Source organism: Mixta sp. (assembly GCF_024610815.1).
GTDB classification, from domain to species: domain Bacteria; phylum Pseudomonadota; class Gammaproteobacteria; order Enterobacterales; family Enterobacteriaceae; genus Mixta; species Mixta calida.
In genome coordinates this window covers 1-20317 of the sequence record NZ_JANION010000243.1, presented here as the reverse complement: position 1 = coordinate 20317, position 20317 = coordinate 1, and the positions used below count along the sequence as shown (strand labels likewise).

19 protein-coding genes are annotated in these 20317 nt (G+C 58.6%); 12 read left to right on the top strand and 7 right to left on the bottom strand.

The genetic code is table 11. From position 1 onward, the window contains the following. Positions 1–248: 248 nt before the first annotated feature. From MYY08_RS18540 to MYY08_RS18515, 6 genes are all read left to right on the top strand, one after another. Positions 249–677, top strand: coding sequence for a MarR family winged helix-turn-helix transcriptional regulator (locus MYY08_RS18540; RefSeq protein ID WP_103790895.1), 429 nt, complete (start codon positions 249–251; stop codon positions 675–677). Between the two features lies 1 nt (position 678). Next, positions 679–2367 carry an MFS transporter gene (locus tag MYY08_RS18535; RefSeq protein WP_038626870.1) on the top strand — a complete coding sequence of 563 codons (1689 nt, stop codon included), beginning with the start codon at positions 679–681 and terminating at the stop codon, positions 2365–2367. Further along, complete coding sequence (locus tag MYY08_RS18530) at positions 2364–3455, top strand: HlyD family secretion protein (RefSeq protein ID WP_288015436.1); 1092 nt, start codon at positions 2364–2366, stop codon at positions 3453–3455. Before MYY08_RS18535 ends, MYY08_RS18530 begins: the two co-directional genes overlap by 4 nt. Further along, positions 3452–4828 (top strand): efflux transporter outer membrane subunit, encoded by a 1377-nt coding sequence (locus MYY08_RS18525; RefSeq protein ID WP_038626868.1) that lies wholly within the window; start codon positions 3452–3454, stop codon positions 4826–4828. Before MYY08_RS18530 ends, MYY08_RS18525 begins: the two co-directional genes overlap by 4 nt. Positions 4829–4987: 159 nt before the next feature. Continuing rightward, positions 4988–5137 carry a hypothetical protein gene (locus MYY08_RS18520; protein WP_156462418.1) on the top strand — a complete coding sequence of 50 codons (150 nt, stop codon included), beginning with the start codon at positions 4988–4990 and terminating at the stop codon, positions 5135–5137. A gap of 41 nt (positions 5138–5178) precedes the next feature. Then, positions 5179–5367, top strand: a complete 189-nt coding sequence (locus MYY08_RS18515) for a hypothetical protein (RefSeq protein WP_038626867.1) — start codon at positions 5179–5181, stop codon at positions 5365–5367. Here MYY08_RS18515 and MYY08_RS18510 read toward each other — a convergent pair. Then, a complete protein-coding gene (locus MYY08_RS18510; protein ID WP_038626865.1) occupies positions 5364–6518 on the bottom strand; it encodes a glycoside hydrolase family 1 protein in 1155 nt (384 codons plus the stop codon). The genes MYY08_RS18515 and MYY08_RS18510 overlap by 4 nt on opposite strands. 106 nt (positions 6519–6624) lie before the next feature. Here MYY08_RS18510 and MYY08_RS18505 point away from each other — a divergent pair, with 106 nt between their 5' ends. Both MYY08_RS18505 and MYY08_RS18500 read left to right on the top strand, forming a co-directional pair. After that, the gene (locus MYY08_RS18505; RefSeq protein ID WP_052133916.1) at positions 6625–7176 is read left to right on the top strand and encodes an O-acetyl-ADP-ribose deacetylase; all 552 of its coding nucleotides are present in this window, start codon (positions 6625–6627) and stop codon (positions 7174–7176) included. 32 nt (positions 7177–7208) lie between these two features. Next, positions 7209–8681, top strand: a complete 1473-nt coding sequence (locus tag MYY08_RS18500; protein ID WP_038626863.1) for a phospholipase D family protein — start codon at positions 7209–7211, stop codon at positions 8679–8681. Positions 8682–8748: 67 nt separating this feature from the next. On the opposite strand, the gene mdoC is transcribed toward MYY08_RS18500, so the two are convergent. Continuing rightward, on the bottom strand, positions 8749–9873 hold the full coding sequence (mdoC, locus tag MYY08_RS18495) for a glucans biosynthesis protein MdoC (protein ID WP_038626861.1): 1125 nt from the start codon (positions 9871–9873) through the stop codon (positions 8749–8751). A gap of 245 nt (positions 9874–10118) precedes the next feature. Here mdoC and mdoG point away from each other — a divergent pair, with 245 nt between their 5' ends. The 3 genes from mdoG (at position 10119) to MYY08_RS18480 (ending at position 14657) form a co-directional block, all read left to right on the top strand. Then, positions 10119–11678: a glucans biosynthesis protein MdoG gene (mdoG, locus tag MYY08_RS18490; RefSeq protein WP_373996377.1), complete on the top strand. Its 1560-nt coding sequence runs from the start codon at positions 10119–10121 to the stop codon at positions 11676–11678. Continuing rightward, positions 11671–14235 (top strand): glucans biosynthesis glucosyltransferase MdoH, encoded by a 2565-nt coding sequence (mdoH, locus tag MYY08_RS18485; RefSeq protein WP_038626856.1) that lies wholly within the window; start codon positions 11671–11673, stop codon positions 14233–14235. Before mdoG ends, mdoH begins: the two co-directional genes overlap by 8 nt. Before the next feature lie 206 nt (positions 14236–14441). Beyond that, the gene (locus MYY08_RS18480) at positions 14442–14657 is read left to right on the top strand and encodes a YceK/YidQ family lipoprotein (protein ID WP_103790893.1); all 216 of its coding nucleotides are present in this window, start codon (positions 14442–14444) and stop codon (positions 14655–14657) included. A gap of 18 nt (positions 14658–14675) precedes the next feature. Here the strand turns inward: MYY08_RS18480 and MYY08_RS18475 are convergent, their stop codons facing one another. The 3 genes from MYY08_RS18475 to MYY08_RS18465 form a co-directional block, all read right to left on the bottom strand. Beyond that, positions 14676–15077, bottom strand: a complete 402-nt coding sequence (locus MYY08_RS18475; protein WP_038626852.1) for a MysB family protein — start codon at positions 15075–15077, stop codon at positions 14676–14678. 148 nt (positions 15078–15225) lie between these two features. Beyond that, positions 15226–16146 (bottom strand): Kdo(2)-lipid IV(A) acyltransferase, encoded by a 921-nt coding sequence (locus tag MYY08_RS18470; protein ID WP_038626850.1) that lies wholly within the window; start codon positions 16144–16146, stop codon positions 15226–15228. Between the two features lie 146 nt (positions 16147–16292). Then, the gene (locus tag MYY08_RS18465) at positions 16293–17390 is read right to left on the bottom strand and encodes an NADH:flavin oxidoreductase/NADH oxidase (RefSeq protein ID WP_288015432.1); all 1098 of its coding nucleotides are present in this window, start codon (positions 17388–17390) and stop codon (positions 16293–16295) included. A gap of 208 nt (positions 17391–17598) precedes the next feature. Here MYY08_RS18465 and trhO point away from each other — a divergent pair, with 208 nt between their 5' ends. Next, on the top strand, positions 17599–18663 hold the full coding sequence (trhO, locus tag MYY08_RS18460; RefSeq protein WP_038630052.1) for an oxygen-dependent tRNA uridine(34) hydroxylase TrhO: 1065 nt from the start codon (positions 17599–17601) through the stop codon (positions 18661–18663). A 62-nt stretch (positions 18664–18725) separates the two neighbouring features. Here trhO and MYY08_RS18455 read toward each other — a convergent pair whose 3' ends face one another. Further along, the gene (locus MYY08_RS18455) at positions 18726–19301 is read right to left on the bottom strand and encodes a YceI family protein (RefSeq protein WP_038630051.1); all 576 of its coding nucleotides are present in this window, start codon (positions 19299–19301) and stop codon (positions 18726–18728) included. 4 nt (positions 19302–19305) lie between these two features. Next, positions 19306–19881: a cytochrome b gene (locus MYY08_RS18450; RefSeq protein WP_084970926.1), complete on the bottom strand. Its 576-nt coding sequence runs from the start codon at positions 19879–19881 to the stop codon at positions 19306–19308. Positions 19882–20317 lie beyond the last annotated feature (436 nt).

The window sequence follows — 20317 nt, the reverse complement described above, 5'->3', positions numbered from 1 at the left end:
ATCTTACTTTGCGCGGCAAATTATCTTTCGTCTAACATTTTAGAAGAGATACGGGATAAGGCCAGTCGAAGAAAACATCGCTAGCGGTTTGGCTGCATGGAGGCTCGCATGTCGTGCTGTTAACGATGCAGGCGATGCCATTTTTTGCACAACAATACGCCATGTGCATTCTTCACAATCCTGTGCCTCAGCGCCTATACTTAACTACGGCGATTTACATTGAAGTCTAATCATTAGGTGCCTATATTTTGGATTCCCAACAGCGTTTCTCCCGTCTGCTGCATCTCGCTGCGCATGCCTGGCGTTTGGCGATCGATCGACGGCTGAAAGAGAGCGGCCTCAGCATGAACAGCTGGCTGGCCGTGGCGACGCTGGCCAGCGAAAGCGAACCCATGACGCAAAAAGCGCTGGCGCAGGTACTGGGCCTGGAAGAGGCGAGTGTGGTGCCGCTGGTGGATCGTCTGGTGGCGCAGCAGCTGGTTGAGCGCTCGCAGCCGGAAGAAGATCGCCGCAAGCGTCTGTTGCTGGTTACTGAGCAGGGCAACGCGCTGTTCAATAAGGTCAAAGTGGAAACGGATCGGCTGCGCGGCGAGCTGCTGGCGGATATCGACAGGGACGAGCTGGCGATAGCCCAACGGGTATTGCAACAGTTGCTGGATAAGACAGGAACGCTCTGACGTGGCGAAATCAAATCCCTACGCGCCGCGACAGTGGCAGCCGCATGAAAAGCCGATGCTGCCCGGCTCGCCTTCGACGCCGCTTCACCCCGCTCATAAGCGCATCGCCTTCGGGCTGGTGGGGCTGCTGATTACGTTGACCGGTGCGCTCAGTAACGCGCTGGTAACCGCGAACCTGACCAACCTGCAGGGCACCTTTGGCGCTTATTCCAACGAGATCGCCTGGTTGCCCGCCGTCTATGTAATGGGCAACATTTCTATCAACCTCTTACTGGTAAAGTTTCGCCAGCAGTTTGGCCTGCGCATTTTTACGGAAGCCTTTTTGCTGCTCTACGTGCTGGTGGCTTTCTTTCACCTGTTCGTTAACGATCTCAGTTCAGCGATCATTGTGCGCGCCGCGCACGGTATGGTGGCGGCCGCGCTCAGTTCGCTGGGCATTTATTATCAGGTGCAGGCATGGCCGGCGAAGCACCGCCTTAAGGCGCTGGCGATCGGCATCGGTGGTTCGCAGCTGGCGATACCGCTGGCGCGGCTGTTTTCGTCAGAGCTGTTGCAGCTCGAAGAGTGGCGTGGCCTCTATCTGTTTGAGCTGGGGCTGGCGGTGGTGGCGCTGGGCTGCGTGTTGATTTTGAAATTGCCGCCCAGCGACCGCAGCAAAGTTTTCGAAAAGATGGATTTCGTCACCTTTATTCTGATGGCGCCGGGCATGGCGCTGCTCTGCGGCGTGCTGTCGCTGGGGCGCATCGAGTGGTGGTTCACCACGCCCTGGCTCGGCATCTGCCTGGCGCTGTCATTGCTGTTGATCGTCAGCGCCATCGTACTGGAGCACAACCGCGCCAATCCGCTGATCAATACGCGCTGGCTGAGCAGCGGCGCGATCGTCAGGCTCGGCATCGTAATGATCATGATGCGCGTGGTGCTGGCGGAGCAGAATACCGGCGCCATCGGCTTTTTACAGCAGGTGGGCCTGATCAACGATCAGCTGCATGGCCTGGCGCTGGCGATCGTCAGCGGCGTGGCGCTGGGCATCGCCGCCAGCGCATTGACCCTGAAGCCCGCGCACTTCAGCTGGCCGATCGTTATCTCGCTGCTGATTATGATGGTCGCGTCGCTGATGGATGCGCACGCCAATCCGTTGACCCGTCCGCATGATATGTACCTTAGCCAGTTTCTGCTGGGCTTCAGCAGCTCGTTCTTTATGGCGCCCGCCATGCTGTTGGGCATCGGCAGCGTCGTCGCGCAGCCGAAAAACCTGGTGAGCTTCGTGGTGCTGTTCGGAATGAGCCAGAACCTGGGCGGCCTGATCGGTTCGGCGATGCTGGGCACCTTTCAGATTTGGCGCGAAAAATATCACTCCAGCCTGCTGGGCGATCAACTTTCGCTGCTCGATCCCAACGTCACCGATCGCCTGAGCCAGTACAGCAGCCTGTTCGGCAGCCAGCTGAACGACGCCACGCTGCTCAGCGCGCAGGCGGTCGCTCAGCTGCAAAGCGTCGCCACGCTGCAGGCGAACGTGCTGGCCTGGAACGATACCTATTTACTGACCGCAGGGATGGCGTTTTGCACGCTGGCGTGGGTGCTCTGGCGCCTGATGCGTCAGCGCATCCTCACCCGGCGCCAGCAGCGACGCGACGCCGCCGCCGCGGCGCAACCTGTTACGGCAACCTCTGAAAGCATGGAGAAACAATGAGTCAGCAGGAAGAAAGTAAAGCCGCAGAGCGCGAGCGCACCAATAAACGCCGCATTCTTTCTGTCGCCGTCGGCAGCGGCATCGTGATCGTCGGCGTCCTGATTATCCTTTACGCCTGGCAGCTCTGGCCGTTCACCAGCGCGGTGCAGAGCACGGAAAACGCCTATGTGCGCGGGCAGGTCACCTTTATCAGCCCGCAGGTCAGCGGCTATATCACCGCGGTCAACGTTCAGGACCTGCAACCGGTACGCAAAGGCGACGTGCTGATGACCATCGACGACCGCATCTACCGGCAGCGCGTCGAGCAGGCGAAAGCGCAGCTGGCGATGAAGCAGGCGGCGTTAGCCAACAATCAGCAGCAGCGTCGCAGCGCTGAGGCGGTGATAGCCCGCAACCAGGCCGCGCTGGAGAACGCAAAGGCGCAGGCGGTAAGAAGCGGCTTCGACCTGAAACGCGTGGAGAATCTGGTGTCGGACGGCTCCCTGTCGATCCGTGAACGCGACGCGGCGCGCGCCGCCAACAGCCAGGCGGTGACCGCCGTGCAGCAGGCGAAAGCGACGGTGGATGTTTCACGTCAGGATCTGCAAACGGTGATTGTGAACCGCGCCTCGCTGGAGGCGGACGTCGCCAACGCCGAAGCGGCTCTGCGGCTGGCGCAGATCGATCTGGATAACACGCGCATCATTGCGCCGGAAGATGGACAGCTGGGGCAGATTTCGGTACGGCGCGGCGCTTACGTCTCAGCCGGAACGCGTCTGACCTCGCTGGTGCCGGGCCAGAAATGGGTGATCGCCAATATGAAAGAGACGCAGATGGCCAACGTGCGTCCCGGCCTGCCGGTCACCTTTACTGTCGATGCGTTGAACGGCGCGACGTTCCACGGCGTGGTGGAGTATATTTCTCCGGCGGCGGGATCGGAGTTCAGCGCCATCTCGCCCGATAACGCCACCGGCAACTTTGTCAAAATCGCCCAGCGCATTCCGGTGCGCATCAAAATCAACGGTGAGGAACAGACGCGCCTGCGTCCCGGCATGTCGGTGCAGGTCAGCATTGACACTTCCGCCGCGCCGGTGGAGGCGCAGCCATGACGGGGCGCAAACTGCAAACCCTGGCGCTGCTGATCCCGCTGCTGGCGGGATGCGCCACCGAAGTGGAAAAGGCGCCGTCCTCGCTGCCGGTGCCGCAGCAGTGGCGCAACCAGGTCGGGCCCGCCGCCGCGCCGGAGGCAAACTGGTGGCGCGCCTTCGCCGATCCCGATCTTAACCGGCTGGTTGAGCAGGCGCTGCGCAATAATCCCGATATTCTGACCGCGCGTTCCCGCGTCGATCAATATCGGGCGCAGCTACGCGCCGCGACGGGGGATAACTTCCCCACGCTGGATGTCGGCGTCGGCGCGACGCGCGCCCGCACGCTGTCGGCGGCGACCGGCGCGCCGCATGACGGCAACGTTTATCAGGGGCTGTTGCAGGCGAATTACGACGTGGATCTTTGGGGCTCGCGCAGCAGCAGCATCGACGCGGCGCGCGCCTCGCTGGCGGCGCAGCAGGCGGCGGCCGCAGCGGCCGAGCTGACCATCGCCACCTCGGTGGCGTCCGGCTATATGTCGCTCCTGGCGCTGGATGAACAGCTGCGCGTCACCCAGGCGACGCTGGCGACGCGGGAGAACTCGCTGAATCTGGCGCAGCGTCAGTTTGAAGCGGGCTATACCTCGCGGCTGGAATGGATGCAGGCGGCGTCGGAATATCAGGCGGCGAAGGCGCAGATCCCGCAGCTTGAGCATCAGATCCGCCAGCAGGAGAACGCGCTGAGCATTCTGGTCGGCATGAATCCGCGCCATATCGCGCGCCAGACGCGCTTCGCGCAGGTGATGCCGCAGCGGATGCCGTCGCTGCTGCCTTCGCAGCTGTTGCAGCGACGACCGGATATTGTGCAGGCGCAGCGCCAGCTGCTGGCGGCGGACAGCTCGCTCGCCTCGTCGCAGGCGAAGCTGCTGCCGTCGCTGAATCTGACCGCTTCCGGCACGTTGCAAACCTCGGTGCTGCATCAGCTGGTGGACAATCCTTTCCGTCTGTGGAGCGTCGGCGGCAGCGTGCTGGCGCCGCTGCTGAACCGCGAAGCGCTAACGGCGCAGGTCGACGTCTCGATGGCGACGCGCAATCAGGCGCTTTATGCCTATGAAAAAGTGGTGCGCAACGCCTTCAGCGAGGTCAACGACGCGCTCGACGCTATCGAACAAACCCAGGCGCAGCTGCGGGAAGTGGAAAAACAGCAGGAGATCGCCGCGGATACGTTGCGCATCGCCCGCAACCGCTATCAGAACGGCTACGCTTCCTATCTTGATGAGCTGGATGCGCAGCGCACGCTGTTTAGCGCGCAGCTCAATGTGGTGCAGCTGAAAAACACTCTGCTGCAGGCGCAAATCGATCTCTATCGCGCGCTCGGCGGCGGCTGGCAGCCGTAACGGTGGCAGGCTGCCAGCGACCGGCAAAGGTGCGCCAGCCTGCCGGTCTTCGCCACAGAGACGCTTTCCCGTGAAACAGGTTATGTTACACTGAAAAACCGCATTGCAGGCGCAGCGCGGTAGCGCGTTTTGCCGCGATTTATTCCTGCTGTGATGATAATGAAAATGAACGAATCTTTGCCGCCCGACCCGCCAGAAAGAGACGAACCGCCGACGCTGGATGATGCGCAGTTCGCGGTGGTGGTGCTTGCGGTAACCTCATTTACGCTTATAATTTTTGTGCTGCTCGTGACGCTGTGGATGTCATAAGGTCATGAGCATGCGGTTCGGGGCAAAAAAAGGAGAAGGGTATGGAGAGTCGGGAGGACAAGCTTATCGCATTGATCGTTTTACTTTCTGCCTGCCTGATTACCGTGGTATTTCTCTTCGCTGTAACCTGGCTGAACGACGTACGCCGTTCAGCCCAGACGTTTCCTGAACCACAAGCCTGCTATGCGCCCGTCGAGGAATCCGCGTCGTCACCGCCCGCTCGTCGCTAACCCTGATTCTGCATCTTAATTTGTTGACTGCGTAACGCCAGCGCCAGCGGCTCATACAGCGTGCGGCTGCCGTTGGGATCGGGCAGGCCGAACAGCGGGCCAGGCGAGCGGCGATCGTCCGCCCACGCGGGATACTCCACCACCGGATAGATCGAAATACCCTCCATCGCCACGCCGCGCTCCAACGCCAGCTGCACCTGATCGGCCACCACGTTCAGCCAGTTCGCCCGCGCGTCGCCCTCCGCGCCGGTCTCCGCAAGCAGCATCGGACGCTGATAGCGTTGCCATACCTCCTCCAGCAGCAGGTGCAGTGGCCGCCAGGCGGACTGGGTGATGGTCAACGGCGATCCGTCGCTCAGCCACTGATTATCGGGATAGTAGTTAAGCCCGATAATATCCAGCGCCTCCGGGCTGCCGCCCAGTTCAGGAAACTGGCGGCCGCACAGCATATCCCAGGCGTCGAACTGCGCCAGATTCTGACGCGTTGCTTCCTCGCGCGCCGCCGCGCTGTCGTCGGCCGGCGCCACATGCACCAGCGGATCGGTCAGCACAAAGCGCGCCTGCGGATAGACTTCGCGGATCGCCGCGATCGCCGCCAGGCTGGCGCGCACCAGCTGCTTCTTCAGTTCCGGGCCGCGCCCGCTGGCGTACGGGTTCAGCCAGGCGACCTCCGCGCCGGCCCAGGACCAGAAAGAGATCTGATTCACCGGCGTAAAGAAAGGCTGCTCGATGCCCTCATTGCGCATCACCTCCGCCATCGCTCTGGCAAAGCGGGCAAAGGCGGTAATAAATTCGGGGGACCAGATATCGAGATGAGACGGATAGCCGAAATGCGCCACCTCCCAGATGATCTGGATCCCGTGCTGGCTGGCGGCATGCACCATCGGCAGAAAAGAGGACCAGTCATACTCGCCGGGCTTTTTCTCGATCAGATACCAGCGCGCGCCATCGCGGGCGGTCAGCAGACGATGCTGCGCCAGCGCGGCGTAGTCTTTATGCACCAGCATGTCATGGCCGCTGCTGATAATCATATCGAGGCGTTTGCCTTCGCCGCGACAGGCGGTGGAGCAGGGGAAGCTGCCCTGGAAAAAGCTGTTGAACAGCGACGGTTGATGACGCTGCGGCGACATCGGTGAAGATGTGGTTGGCATGCGGTTCTTCTCCCGTGAAAAAGGCAGGCGCGGAACGTTTCGCTAAGTCTAGACTAAATGACAACCCTGACCTGATTTTCACAGCACATATTCCCAGGGAGGAAAGATGCATAACCGATTGCGTATTATGCGGGGCGACATTACTCAGATGGAGGTGGACGCCATCGTCAATGCGGCGAACAGCAGTCTGCTGGGCGGCGGTGGAGTCGACGGCGCGATTCATCGCGCCGCAGGCCCGGCGCTGCTCGCCGAATGTCGCCATCTGGCGGCCACGCGCGGCGGCTGTCCCACCGGCGAGGCGGTGCTGACCGGCGCCGGCAACCTGCCGGCGCGGGCGGTAATCCATACCGTCGGCCCGGTGTGGCGCGGCGGTCAGCAGGGCGAAGCCGAACTGCTGGCCAGCGCCTGGCGCAACAGCCTGCGGCTGGCGGCGGAAAACCGCTTCGCCACTCTCGCCTTTCCGGCGATCTCTACCGGTATTTACGGCTATCCTAAAGCGGCGGCGGCGGAAATCGCGCTGCGCACTATCAGTGAATTTTTTCAACATCATGACTACCCGCAACAGGTGTGGCTGGTCTGTTTTGATGAGGAGATGTATCGGCTTTATCAGCAGCAATCAGAACAGTCGTATGACGCCCGAGGAATACAGGGTGAATAATAACAATCAGAACCATATAAAAAGGACAATCAATGGCTGAAGCACTTTATCCGCAGGATAACTTGACGCCTGCAGACAGTCGCACTCGCCTCGCCAGGGCAGTGACGCCCCGTACCGCTCAGCATCCCCGACACAGCGGCCTGCATCCGCTGAGCGACGGTCTTGACGCCTTCGCCGCGCGCTACTTGCTGCTGTCGATGGCCGAAGAGCGCATCGATATTCAGTACTATATCTGGCAAAACGACATGTCCGGTCGGCTGCTGTTCAGCGCGCTGCTGGAAGCGGCCGATCGCGGCGTGCAGGTGCGCCTGCTGTTGGACGACAACAATACGATGGGGCTGGATAAAACCCTTAGCGAACTGAACCGCCATCCGCAGATCGCCATCCGGCTGTTTAACCCTTTCTCCTTCCGCACGCTGCGCGCGTTGGGCTATCTCAGCGATTTTGCCCGCCTGAATCGGCGTATGCACAATAAAAGCATCATCGTCGATAACATGGTCACCATCGTTGGCGGCCGTAACATCGGCGACGAATATTTCGGCGCGGGCAAGCAGCCGCTGTTTTCCGATCTCGATGTGATGGCGATCGGGCCGGTGGTCGAAGAGGTTGCGGACGATTTCGAACGCTACTGGCACAGCGGCGCGGTAAAAACCTTTGAATCGGTGGTGGATGAGGCGAGCGACGAGTCGCAGACGGCGGTGCGCCTGCCGGAAGCCTGGCGCGACAGCGAGCAGGTGCAGCGTTATATGCAGCGCGTGCAATCCTGCGGCTATATGGCGCAGCTGGACAGCGGCGAGCTGGAGATGATCTGGGCGCCGGCGCGTCTGCTGAGCGACGATCCGCGTAAAGGATTGGGCAAGGCGCGACGCGGCACGCTGCTGCCGCAGCGCATGTTGGAGGTAATAGGGCGTCCGCAGCGGCAGTTCGACATTATTTCCGCCTATTTCGTTCCCACGCGCGCTGGGGTGGCGCAGCTGTTGGGTCTGGTGCGCCACGGCGTCAGCATCGCGATTTTAACCAACTCGCTGGCGGCCAACGATGTTTCGGTAGTGCACGCGGGCTACGCTAAATGGCGCAAAAAATTGCTGCGCCACGGCGTAAAGCTCTATGAGCTGAAGCCGCAGCATGACGGTGAAGAACGGCCGCACGATCGCGGGCTGACCGGTAACTCCGGCTCCAGCCTGCACGCCAAGACCTTTAGCGTCGACAATGAAAAGGTCTTTATCGGCTCGTTTAATTTCGATCCGCGCTCGGCGGTGCTGAACACTGAAATGGGGCTGCTAATAGAGAGCGACGTGCTGGCAGGCAATATCCATCAGCGCTTTGTCGAGGAGATGCGCGATCGCGCCTGGTCGCTGCGGCTGGATAAGTGGGGCCGCATCAACTGGGTCGAGTATGAAGGCGAGCCGGGGGAAGTGGTGCATAAACATGAACCGAAGACGCGCTTCTGGCAGCGTCTGCTGGTGCGGCTGGTCTGGCGTCTGCCGGTGGAGTGGCTGCTGTAGGCGGGCGTTTACGCCCGCCGTAAAGACAGGAGAGAAAGCCGCCGCGGGCGGCTTAATCGTTTGGCTCTCAGGGACGCGGCTTTTTGCCGGAAAACAGAAAGCGCAGCAGCGGAATGCGCAGGTGAATCTCATACAGCAGAAAGGCGATGCCGAAGACAAACGCCAGGCCGGCGACGAAGCCCAGCGCGTTGTTGTGAATGTGCGGCGTAATAAAAATGCCATACAGCAGCGTTAACGGATGATGCACCAGGTAGATAAACAGCGAGGCGTTCACCAGCCAGGTAATACGCGCCGAGTGGGCGTTAAGGAAGCGATGGCCGAAGGCGAACACCATATTGACCATCCACAGCCCCATCAGCATCGACACTACCGCATCAATCTCATACATCCAGCCTTCGCCGCTGCTGTAGCGCTGGTTCGCCATATAGGCGATAAACGCCAGCGCCGCGCCCAGCGCCGTCCAGGGATTGAACCGGATAAAGCGCGCCTTCAGCGCCGGGTTGCGCCACGCCAGCGCGCCGAGACAGAAAAAGGGCAGGTAAAACAGCGTCTGCATCACCACAAAGTTAAACAGGCCGTCGGTCAGCAGGGCGGGCTGAAAAATAAAGATCAGACGGCGCATCACGCACCAGCAGAGGCTGTAGAACACTATCGCCAGCGTTAAGGTCATCCAGCCGGGCGCCGCCGCTTCTTCGCTGGTGACGCCGACGCGCAGGCGACGGAACAGCCAGAGGCCGAGCGTGGTAAAGATCACCAGCACCAGTAAAAACCACAGGTGTGAGATGAGTTCCCAGACCAGAGTGTTGTACTTGTCGTACAGAGAGAAGTGCGGCCAGCCGGCAACCTTACCGGTCCACGCTTTCAGCATAAAAAACTGCGGCAGGGTAATCAGCGGAATGGCGGTCAGCATGGGAATGCCGACGCGCTCGACGCGCACTTTCCACCACTCTTTTGGCGCATAACGCAAGTAAAGCATGTAAGAGAAATAGCCGGAGATCACGAAAAAGACCTGCATACGGAAAGCATGAATAAAATCATTAAATACGGTTAACCAGAGGGAGGGCTCCGCGCTGTTAACGGACCACTGGTGGCTGGAATAAATAAGTGAAACATGAAAAGGGACGCCAAGAAGCATCAGATAGGCGCGAATCGAGTCAAAAAAATATTCACGCTGCTGGGTTTTTGTACGCATAATTATCCAGTTTTAGTACGTTTTTTGCTCCGGCTCACTCTGAACCTGACAAAAGTGAGCGCTTTACTTTACCGGAGCGGGAATCCATATAATATCAGCCGATTCTGTAACAGACGATCAACTAAGGTTAACGTCTGAACCGCAGGGTAAATGGGAACAAAACCGCTGATATACTGTCGGAAAACGGAATAATCCATTAATATGGATGAGATTGATTTAAGCACACGAAAGGGGGGGATGTGCTGATTACTAACAAAAATAAAACGGAACTGAAAAAACTGCACTGGTCAGGTGCGGCAGTTCTGCTTGCCTTGTATGCCAATAACAGTTGGGCTTTTAGCATTGACGATGTGGCAAACGAGGCGAAGTCGTTAGCGGGAAAAAGTTTTGAAGCGCCAAAGAGCAATTTGCCCTCTCAGTTTCGTGACATGAAATATGCTGACTATCAGCAGATTCAGTTTAATCACGATAAAGCCTATTGGAACAAACTGAAAACGCCATTCAAACTGGAGTTCTATCATCAGGGCATGTATTTCGACACGCCAGTGAAACTTCATGAAATCACCGCCAGTACGGTGCGTGAAATCAAATATAACCCAAACTATTTTAATTTCGGCAATGTGCAGCACGACCCGGAAACCATTAAAAACCTCGGTTTCGCCGGATTTAAGGTGCTCTATCCGCTCAATGCCAAAGGCAAGGATGATGAAATCACCAGTTTCCTCGGCGCCAGCTATTTTCGCGTGATCGGCGGCGGCCAGGTTTATGGTCTCTCCTCGCGCGGTCTGGCGATCGATACCGCGCTGCCGTCGGGCGAAGAGTTCCCGCGCTTCCGCGAGTTCTGGATTCAGCGTCCGAAACCGCAGGACAAGCAGCTGGTGATCTATGCGCTGCTTGATTCGCCGCGCGCCACCGGCGCCTACCGCTTTGTGCTGCGTCCGGGCAAAGACACCAATGTTGACGTGCAGGCAAAAGTCTATCTGCGCGATAAAGTGGGCAAGCTGGGCGTCGCGCCGCTGACCAGTATGTTCCTTTACGGGCCGAATCAGCCTTCTCCGATAGTGAACTATCGTCCTTCTCTGCATGATTCCAACGGTTTGTCGATCCATGCCGGCAATGGCGAGTGGATCTGGCGTCCGCTGAACAATCCGCGCCATCTGGCTGTCTCTACCTTTACCGTAGAGAACCCGAAAGGCTTCGGTCTGTTGCAGCGCGGCCGCGAGTTTAGTCAATACCAGGATCTCGACGACCGTTACGATCTGCGCCCGAGCGGCTGGATCGAGCCGCAGGGCGACTGGGGCAAAGGCCGCGTCGAGCTGGTGGAGATCCCGACCGCGGATGAGACCAACGACAACATCGTCGCCTTCTGGACGCCGGAGAATCTGCCGGAGCCGGGCAAGGAAATGAACTTTAAATATCGTCTGCACTTTACCCGTGATGAAGACCAGTTGCATTCGCCGGAAACGGCATGGGTGAAAAGCACGCTGCGCTCCACCGGCGATGTGAAACAGTCGAACCTGGTGCGTCAGCCGGATGGCACCATCGCCTTCGTGGTCGATTTCGTCGGCGAAGAGATGGGCAAGCTGGCGGATAATACGCCGGTCGCGCCGCAGGTCAGTATCGGCAACAACGGCGAGATTGTTGAACAGAGCGTACGTTATAACCCGGTCACCAAAGGCTGGCGCTTAATGCTGCGCATTCGCGTGAAAGACAATAAGCAGCCGACCGAAATGCGCGCCGCACTGGTTAACGGTGATAAAGCGCTGACGGAAACATGGAGCTATCAGTTGCCTGCCAATGAATAAATCAATGCTTACTCCAGCCGACTATATCGACGCGCTGCCGCTGACGCCGGAACGCAAAGCGGCGCTGTCGTCCAGTCTGCCCGCCCCGGAGGCGGGCGGTGACGTCTACAGTCAACTGCATCAACAGCTGGGCCAGGACGGCCCGGCTGAAGCGCGCCCTGACGATGCGCCGCTGACCTCGGTCAAAGCGCGCATCGAAATGAGCTGGCCCGATTCTGTCGACGGCGGAAAACAGTTCGGTCAGGATTACCTTGACCGCACGACGCTGAAGGCGATGCCGCCGGTAAAGCGTTCGTTGATGTTCCCGGAAGCCTGGCGCACCAACCCGCTGGCCCGCGCCTGGGATTCCCTGCGCGGCCGCAAATCAACGCCGCGCTATGCCACGGCGGAAGAGCAGCGACAGGAAGATAAATGGCGTCACGTCGGCTCCATTCGTCGCTACATTCTTCTGATCCTTACCCTGTTCCAGACGGTGATCGCCACCTGGTATATGAAGACCATTCTGCCTTACCAGGGCTGGGCGCTGATCGACCCGATGGACATGCTGAACCAGAACTGGCAGCAGTCGCTGTTGCAGCTGCTGCCTTATGTGTTGCAGACCGGCATCCTGTTCCTGTTCGCTATTCTGTTCTGCTGGGTCTCCGCTGGCTTCTGGACGGCGCTGATGGGCTTCCTGCAGTTGATGATCGGGCGCGATAAATACAGCATCTCTTATACGCTGAACGGCGATGAGCCGATCGATCCGACGCACCGCACGGCGCTGATCATGCCGATCTGCAACGAAGATGTGGAGCGCGTCTTCGCCGGTCTGCGCGCTACCTGGGAATCCGTCGTGCGCAGCGGCGAGAGCGAGCATTTTGACGTCTATATCCTCAGCGACAGCTACGACGCCGACATCGCCATGGCGGAGCAGAAGGCGTGGATGGAGCTGGTGCGCGACGTGGGCGGCGCCGGCAAGATCTTCTATCGCCGCCGCCGCCGCCGCGTGAAACGTAAAAGCGGCAACATTGACGACTTCTGCCGTCGCTGGGGCAGCCAGTACAGCTATATGGTGGTGCTGGATGCGGACAGCGTAATGAGCGGCGAGTGTCTGACCGGTCTGGTGCGCATGATGGAAGCGAACCCGAACGCCGGCATTATCCAGTCTTCGCCGAAGGCGTCGGGCATGGATACGCTCTATGCGCGTTGTCAGCAGTTCGCCACCCGCGTTTACGGGCCGCTGTTTACCGCCGGTCTGCACTTCTGGCAGCTGGGCGAATCGCACTACTGGGGCCACAACGCCATTATCCGCGTGAAGCCTTTTATTGAGCACTGCGCGCTGGCGCCGTTGCCGGGCGAAGGGTCGTTCGCCGGTTCGATTTTGTCGCACGACTTTGTCGAAGCCGCGCTGATGCGCCGCGCCGGCTGGGGCGTCTGGATCGCGTACGATCTGCCTGGCTCCTATGAGGAGCTGCCGCCGAACCTGCTGGACGAGCTGAAGCGCGACCGCCGCTGGTGTCACGGCAACCTGATGAACTTCCGCCTGTTCCTGGTGAAAGGGATGCACCCGGTGCACCGTGCGGTATTTCTGACCGGCGTGATGTCCTATCTCTCGGCGCCGCTCTGGTTTATGTTCCTGGCGCTTTCGACGGCGTTGCAGGTGGTGCATACCCTGATGGAGCCGCAGTACTTCCTGCAGCCGCGCCAGCTTTTCCCGGTGTGGCCGCAGTGGCGACCGGAACTGGCGATAGCTCTGTTCTCCACGACGCTGGTGCTGCTGTTCCTGCCGAAGCTGCTGAGCGTGGTGCTGATCTGGTTCAAAGGGGCGAAGGGCTACGGCGGCGCGCTGCGTCTGCTGCTGTCGATGCTGCTGGAGATGCTGTTCTCGGTGCTGCTGGCGCCGGTGCGCATGCTGTTCCATACGGTGTTCGTGGTCAGCGCTTTCCTTGGCTGGGAAGTGGTGTGGAACTCGCCGCAGCGCGATGACGACGCTACGCCGTGGAGCGAAGCGTTCCGCCGTCACGGTTCGCAGATGCTGCTGGGCATCGTCTGGGCGGTCGGTATGGGCTGGCTCGATCTAAACTTCCTGTGGTGGCTGTCGCCGATCGTCTTCTCGCTGATCCTGTCGCCGTTTGTTTCGGTGATCTCCAGCCGCGCGAGCAATGGGCTGGCGACCAGGCGCGCGAACTTATTCCTGATCCCGGAAGAGTACGCGCCGCCGAAGGAATTGCAGGATACCGACGCCTATCTGCAGCTGAACCGCGAACGCGCCCTGAAGCATGGCTTTATGCATGCGCTGTTCCATCCGTCGTTTAACGCGCTGGCTACCGCTCTGGCGACCTCGCGTCACCTGAAAAGCGACCTGCTGGATCACGCGCGCGACCGTCGGGTTGAGCGTGCGTTAAGCGAGGCGCCTGCGAAACTGAGCCGTGATGAGCGTCTGGTGCTGCTCAGCGATCCGGTGACGCTGGCGCGCCTGCACTATCGACTGTGGCAGGATGCGGAGAAATATCACGAGTGGCTCGATTACTATCGGACGCTGCAGCTCAATCCGCTGGCGTTAGCGCCAGCGAAGTAAGCCGCGCGGCCTGCGGGCCGCGGTGAAAAACGTCAAGCGCCGTTGCTGACGGCGCGCTAAATTCAGGCGGCCTGCGGGCCGCTTTTTTTATCCCGGCCCTTTACGCTACCTTTACCTTTGAAGCGCTGGCGGGCAGGGGACGGGCGGTTACAATGGCCTGTTTTTATAAGAGGGGAAAACGGGTGAAAAGAGGTTTACGCGGCGTCATGCTGCTGACGGCGGTGCTGCTGTTGAGCGGCTGTGGCAGTATCATCAGCCGTACGGTGCCCGGACAGGGGCACGGCAATCAATATTATCCTGGGGTGCAGTGGGACGTGCGCGACACGCCGTGGCGCTTTTTGACCATTATCGACGTGCCGCTGTCGGCCCTGCTGGACACGCTCCTGTTACCGGTAGATGCCCGACACGGCCCTTATGAGTAATCAACCGCGGCGCGGCGGTTACCAGCGGTCGGATTCGTTATTGCTGCCGCTGTCTTCCCACTCCTGCGCCACCGCTTCGCCTTCTTCAGTATCCAGCGGTGGTTCAAGCTGAAATTCGCCTTCATCCCATTCGTGCAGCGTGTTCTCCGGCATCCACTCCTGACGCAGCTCAACTTCATCGAAATCGCCGTCAAAAATCGCCTGCGCAGCTTCGCCGGTGCGAATCGGCGAGAGTTCGCCATCATCGCTTTCATCAGCGAGGAATTCCGCCTGCCACATAATTTCCCCATCCTGCATTACATATTTTTGCAGGTTGAATTGTCCTACCGATACCTCGTCATCATCCAGATCCGGGTTATTCGCCAAAAACTCTTCGCGGGCGTTATCGATAGCTTCTTCCAGCGTGCTAAACATGCTCATGGTTTCTCCTTATTCTCCTTGGGGATGGTTTCAAAAAAGGATAGACGAAGTTTTGCCGCGTCATGAGTTTGCTGAATAAAAAAAATGGCGGGCGAGAGCAAAAAAGAACCCCCTTTCGTTTCACGCTGAAACGAAAGGGAAAAGGCGATCAGTAGAGTTTTGGCTCGCCCTCAGGGCGTGTCTTAAAGCGGCGATGCAGCCACATATACTGCTCCGGCGCCATCAAAATCGACTCTTCGACGATCTGATTCATGCGCGCGGCGGTCGCCGCTTCGCTCTCGGTGGAAATGTCCTCGACGCTCGGCAGCACCACCAGCTCGTAGCCCTTGCCGTGCGGCAGACGGCGCGGCACAAAGGGGATCACCGCCGGGTTGGCGCTACGGATAAGCAGGTAGCTGCCCTTGGTCGAGGCGGCGTTCGGCACGGCGAAGAAGGGCACGAAGACGCTGCTCTTTGGACCGTAGTCGTGGTCGGGGGCGTACCAGATAATCTCGCCCGTCTTCAGCGCACGGATCATCCCCTTGAGATCTTTGCGATCGAGCATGCTTTTATTGGAGCGCATCCGCCCCCAGGTTTGCAGCCAGTCGATCACCGGGTTGTCATTCGGGCGATAAACGCCGATGCCAGGATTGAGCATGCCGAAGAAACGCGCACCCAGCTCCAGCGTCAGGAAATGCATGCCGATCAGCAGCACCCCTTTTTTCTCTTCCAGGGCGCGCTTAACATGCTCGTCGCCGGAGTTGGTGAACCATTTGCGTACTCGCCAGTCGGGCCAGAACCAGGCGATGCCGGTTTCCAGCAGGCCCATGCCGACTGATTCAAAATTGCGCTTTACCAGCGCTTCACGTTCGGCAACGGGCATGGTGGGAAAACAGAGCTCCAGATTGCGACGGGCAACCGCGACGCGCCGCTTCATAAAGCGCATCGATAAACGACCGAGGCCGCAGCCGAGGTGGTAAAGCACCGGATAAGGAAGCAGAACCACAAGATAAAGCAGGCCAATGCCAAGCCAGAGTAACCAGTAACGCGGATGCAGCAGATCGCGAGAAAATTGAGGCAGCTGAGTCATGTTCTTCCAGATAGTCGTTGCGGCAGGCGTCTGTTGCCGCAGTGTCCAGTTTAAGGGGCATATTGTGCCACTTTTTTTACGCCAGCTGAAATAATGGTGTCAGCCAAAATGAACGGCGGCGCTACAGAGGCGCCGCCGGAGAGGATTTACAGGTTAAACAGCCCCTTCACCTCATGGGGTTCGCAGCGCCAGTACTGCGGCGGCGCCTGCACTTTTTCGCCCAGTTCGGCGGCGGCGTGCCATGGCCAGCGCGGATCGTAAAGCATCGCGCGCGCCAACGCCACGGCGTCCGCCTCGCCATTCACCAGAATCGCTTCCGCCTGCTGCGGCTCGGTAATCAGACCGACGGCGATCACCGGCATAGAAGTCATCGCTTTTTTAATGCCGACGGCGAACGGCACCTGATAGTTGGGGCCCACGCTGATCTGCTGTTGTGGCGAAAGGCCGCCGCTGGAGACGTGGATATAGTCGCAGCCTGCCGCCTCCAGCGCCTTGCTTAACGCGACAGACTGCTCCTCATCCCAGCCGCCTTCAACCCAGTCGGAGGCGGAGATGCGCACGCCGACCGCTTTGTCGCGTGGGAAGACGCGGCGAACCTCGTCGAAGATTTCCAGTACCAGGCGCATACGGTTTTCCAGCGAGCCGCCATATTCGTCGTCGCGCTGGTTGGAGAGCGGAGAGAGGAACTGGTGCAGCAGGTAGCCGTGGGCCGCGTGGATTTCCACCAGCTCGAAGCCCAGACGGTCAGCGCGGATAGCGCTGTCGATAAAGGCCTGCTTGATCTCCTCAAGGCGTGCTTTGGTCAGCGCCAGCGGCTTATCATCGCCTTCGCTGTAGGGCAGCGCGGAGGGCGCGGAGGTCTGCCAGCCGCCCTGCTGCGGCGTTAAAAAGCCGCCGCCGCGCCACGGCACGTCGCAGGACGCTTTGCGTCCGGCATGGCCCAGCTGAATACCCAGCGGCATCGTCGCGTAGCGTTTAACATCATTGATGGTTTCCGCCAGCGCCTGCTCCGTTTCGTCATCCCACAGCCCCAAATCCTGTGGCGTGATACGCCCGGCGGCTTCCACCGCGGTCGCTTCGATAATCAACAGTCCGGCGCCGGACAGGGAGAGATGGCCCAGATGAATGCGGTGCCAGGGCGTTGCTTTACCCTGTTCCGCCGAGTACTGGCACATCGGCGCAATAATAATGCGGTTACTGAGAGATAACTTACCCAATTTTATCGGCGTAAATAGCTGACTCATCTTTTTCTCCGTCTGTTATCACCTAAGTGATAGTAAGGGCGCTAATAAAGTAACTATGCTCAACGTGATTGCGATCCAGGTCAATTGTCAGTATGTGCGGTAGCGCCCGATCGTCAAATGTAGAAAAAATGCTGCGAGGCTTTGCTTCACTGTTAAATCAGGTATGATGTCGCCCGCTAAAAACCGCTCATTAATGGGAAAGAACACCATGCCAGTGTTACATAACCAGGTCTCCAACAAAGAGCTGAAGGCGCGCATGCTGGCCGAAACCGAGCCGCGCACCACCGTCTCTTTCTATAAATATTTCACCATCGACGATCCGCAGGCGTTTCGCGACGCGCTCTATAAAGCGCTGACCGAGCTGAAGGTCTTTGGTCGCATCTATGTCGCGCATGAGGGCATCAACGCTCAGGTCAGCGTGCCGGCCAGCCTCTATCCGCGTATGCAGGAGACGCTGTACGGTTTCCATCCGGCGCTAAATAACCTGCGCATGAACGTGGCGCTGGACGACGACGGCAAATCTTTCTGGGTGCTGCGCCTGAAAGTGCGCGATCGCATTGTGGCCGACGGCATCACCGACGACAGCTTCGACGCCAGCCAGGTCGGCGCCTATCTGAAAGCGGATGAAGTCAACGCCATGCTCGACGATCCCGATGCGGTGTTCGTCGATATGCGCAACCACTATGAATATGAAGTGGGCCACTTTGACAAGGCGCTGGAAATCCCCGCCGATACCTTCCGCGATCAGCTGCCGATGGCGGTGGATATGCTGCAGGATAAAAAAGATAAAAAGATCGTCATGTACTGCACCGGCGGCATTCGTTGCGAAAAAGCCAGCGCCTGGATGCGGCATAACGGTTTTGAGCAGGTTTATCACGTTGAAGGCGGGATTATCGAATATGCGCGCCGCGCGCGCGAGCAGGGCTTGCCGGTGCGGTTTAAAGGCAAAAACTTTGTCTTTGACGAGCGCATGGGCGAGCGCATTTCCGACGATGTTATCGCGCACTGCCACCAGTGCGGCACGCCGTGCGATACGCACGTCAACTGCGTCAACGACGGCTGCCATCTGTTGTTTATCCAGTGTCCGGCCTGCGCTGAGAAATATCAGCACTGCTGTAGTCCGATCTGCATGGAAGAAGCCTCGCTGCCGCCGGAAGAGCAGCGCGCGCGCCGCGCTGGTCGTGAAACCAGCAACAAGATTTTCAATAAATCGCGCGGCCTGCTGAATGCCACCCTGACCATCCCCGCGCCTTCCGATAAAGCGGAAAGCTAAGTAAGCCGGACAGCGGCAATAAAAAAGGGCAGCGCAGGCTGCCCTTATTCTTTCCCAACGGGTTATTTTTGACGGACGCCTTCCACAGAAATCATCAGCTCCACTTCCTGAGACGCCGGGCCGAGATCGGTTTTGATGTTAAAATCTTTCAGCGCCAGTTTGCCTTCCGCCTCGAAGCCGGCACGGTAGCCGCCCCACGGATCGTCGCCCTGGCCAAGCATTTTCGCTTCAAGCGTAATCGGCTTCGTCACGCCGTTCAGCGTCAGGTTGCCGGTAATATCCAGCTCGTCGCCATCCTTCTTCACGCCGGTAGAGACAAATGTCGCCTGAGGGAATTTGCCGACGTTAAGGAAGTCGGCGCTGCGCAGGTGCTTGTCGCGCTCGGTGTGGTTAGTGTCGACGCTGCTGGTGTTAATGGTGACATTCACCTTATCCGCGGCCGGATCTTTCTCATCAAAGGTAAAGCTGCCGTCGAAATCTTTAAAAGTGCCGTAGAGCCAGCTGTAGCCAAGGTGCTTGATGCGGAACTGAATAAAGGCATGCTGCCCCTGTTTATCGATTTTATAGTCCGCGGCAGTCGCCGTCTGGGCTGCAAGCAGCAGCGTTGCTGCGGTCAGACCGCAAAGCGTTTTTTTCAACATACTATTTCTCCGTTTCAATAGATGAAGCGATGCGGCAACCCAGCATCCGTTTTAGCGTGATATCTCGATCGATAAAGTGGTGCTTCAGCGCAGCCAGGCCGTGCAGCAGCGACAGGATCACCACGCTCCATGCCAGCCAGAGATGGATATCGCCCGCCAGATCGATCTGCACGGCGTCGGCGTTGATCGCGGCAGGCGCAGAGAGCAGGCCAAAGATCTCTATTGGCTGGCCTTCTCCGGTAGAGATCAGGTAGCCGGTGATAAAAATCGCGAACAGCAGCAGGTAGAGCAGCAGATGCGCGCCAATCGCGCCGTAGCGCACCAGCGGAGAGTAGCTGGCGAGCGGCGCCGGAGGAGGGGAGACAAAACGCCAGACGACGCGCAGGGTCATGACGGCAAACAGCACCATGCCGATACTTTTATGCAGCTCAGGCGCTTTGTGATACCAGGTATCGTAATAGCCCAGCGTGACCATCCACAGCCCAAGCGCAAACATGCCATAGACCGCTAAAGCAACCAGCCAGTGAAGCGATACGGCGATATGTCCATATTCGCCGCGACTGTTTTTCCACCGCATTATCGTCTCCCTCATTCACGTTTTGACATGAGACTGAACAAGCTGAAACAGAAAATCAACAAAAATCAGGACCGACGCGCGCTTTTTTTCTGGTATTCAAAAAAATTGTTATTGTTATGCTTTTATCGTGCAATTTTATCGAGAAGCAGAAGGTCTTTAAGGCGATTTTTTTATCTTCCGGTAGGGAAATAAAGAATGTCTGCTGAGAAAGAAGTTGCCTGACGCATTCAGTTAATTTGAAATAAATCTTGTTTTTTTACAGGGAACTGTCAGTTTTTGTCAGTAAGAAGGCATCTCTGTTGTAGGGAGAAACGATGCAGGGATGTAGTTTTTTAACAACTTATTTACGATGAGCTGTCAGATAAATTTATCCGGTACAACGTAAAGCAGGGTAAGCAGTCAAAACAGCGTTGGGTTAAACAATAAAAACCCACAG